Consider the following 930-nt stretch of genomic DNA (forward strand, 5'->3'; position numbering starts at 1 on the left):
TTCGCCGACGGACTTCTCCGGTGACGGCAAGGACGACATCGTCACGTTCAACCTCGGCAGCCTCAACGACGTCTACGTCGCCACCTCCACCGGCACGGCATTCGCGGGCACCAGCGTCAAGTGGAACGACTTCTTCGGCCTGTCCGGCGAGAAACTGCTCACCGGCGACTTCAACGGCGACGGCAAAGACGACATCATCACCTTCGTCGGCGGCACCACCGGCACCAACGCCGGAGACGTCTACGTCGGCCTCTCCACCGGCACCGGCTTCCTCGGCGGCGCCAAATGGCACGACTGGTTCGCCCCCGGCGCCGAAGTCCCCGCCGTCGGCGACGTCAACGGCGACGGCCGCGACGACATCATCACCTTCACCCACGACACCCAAGGCGACGTCTACGTCGCCCTGTCCACCGGCACCGGCTTCGGCGCAGGCGTCAAATGGCACGAATACTTCTCCATCCCCGGCGAACACCCGGCCGTCGGTGACGTCAACGGCGACGGCCGCGACGACATCATCACCTTCACCCAGGGCCCGGCCACCGCCGCCGACGTGATCGTGGCCCTGTCGACCGGCGCCGGGTTCGGGGCCAGCCAGAAGTGGCACGACCTGTTCGCGGTCGGCGCCGAGCAGCCCCGGGTCGGCGACGTCAACGGCGACGGCAAAGACGACATCGTCACCTTCACCTGCAACGCCGACGCCGACGTCTACGCCGCCGTGTCCAACGGCAGCTCGTTCGTGGGCACGACGGTGAAGTGGAACGACTTCTTCTGCCTGGCCGGCGAATTCCCCTACCTCGGCGACTACAACGGCGACGGCAAGGACGACATCATCGTCTTCAGCAAGGGCACCACCAACGACGTCTACGTCGGACTCTCGACCGGCACCGGCTTCCTCGGCGGCGCCAAATGGCACGACTTCTTCGGCCTCAA

The 930-nt window shown here is 66.8% G+C and carries 1 protein-coding gene; it reads left to right on the forward strand.

Annotated elements, in window-relative coordinates; translation table 11 throughout:
- Positions 1-930: FG-GAP repeat domain-containing protein (locus tag Cba03nite_RS39430; protein WP_203757699.1), on the forward strand; the 930-nt coding region annotated here is incomplete at both ends.

The organism is Catellatospora bangladeshensis (assembly GCF_016862575.1).
GTDB classification, from domain to species: Bacteria; Actinomycetota; Actinomycetes; order Mycobacteriales; family Micromonosporaceae; genus Catellatospora; species Catellatospora bangladeshensis.